Genomic DNA, 754 nt, shown 5'->3' with positions numbered 1-754 from the left:
GACCACCACGGCAAGCCAGAGGCCAGTGGACACCAGCATCTGTAGCCGCGCCGCCGAGTCGAGTTTGCGCAGCGAGCCGCGCAGATGGAACGCGGCAGCGTTGATCCCGGCGAGCGCCAGCAGGCCCATCTTGACGATGAAGGCGCGGTTGGCGAGCAACTCGTCAGGCTGCGTGGCGAACATCAGCAAGCCGCTCGCGGCCGCGAGCGAGAAGCCGGCGAGTGCCAGCGTGAGCGACAGCCGGGCCGGCGCGGGGACGGGCAGGGCAGCGGCGCGGCCGAACACGCGCACCTCGAGCGCGATCAGGTTGCCCAGCAGCAGCGCGATGCCGACGATGTGCACGACCTCGAGCGCGGGGTAGGCCCAGGCGGTGGTCTTGAGGAAGGTGAACATGAGGTATGGCGAACCCTCGTTGATCGGGCTGAGTCTCGCACGATGCGTTGGCGGCATTTCGCGCGTCTGAAGACACCTAAACTCCGCCGGGGCCGCTTTCAGGTTGAATACTCAGGAGTTCGGAGGAATCGGCAAATGGCGACATCGGCAACAACGCAAGGCATCGAGGACCAAGGGGCCAGGGACGCAATATCCAGGCTCTTCGACGAAACGCGGCGACGGTTGGTCGAAACGGGGACCAGAAATCGCCTGGTGCATGTCAATCGGGCGAACACCCGCGGAAACGTGTTGAACGTCGTCAATGAGCGCTCCGACGATGCCTATGCAGTCCTGTCGTCGGGCAAGGCGATGAAGTTTCACG

At 64.7% G+C, this 754-nt stretch carries 2 protein-coding genes; one reads left to right on the top strand and one right to left on the bottom strand.

Annotated features, from left to right (window positions below):
• Positions 1 to 393, bottom strand: a 393-nt coding sequence (locus AC1D01_RS37230) for a hypothetical protein (protein WP_477874914.1), incomplete at its 3' end; no start/stop codon positions are given.
• A 135-nt stretch (positions 394 to 528) separates the two neighbouring features.
• On the opposite strand from AC1D01_RS37230, the gene AC1D01_RS37225 reads away from it, so the two are divergent.
• Positions 529 to 754: hypothetical protein (locus AC1D01_RS37225; RefSeq protein WP_477874912.1), on the top strand; the 226-nt coding region annotated here is incomplete at its 3' end.

This window comes from Rhizobacter sp. P3_B12 (genome assembly GCF_056402895.1).
This window is presented reverse-complemented; position numbering and strand designations above follow the sequence as displayed.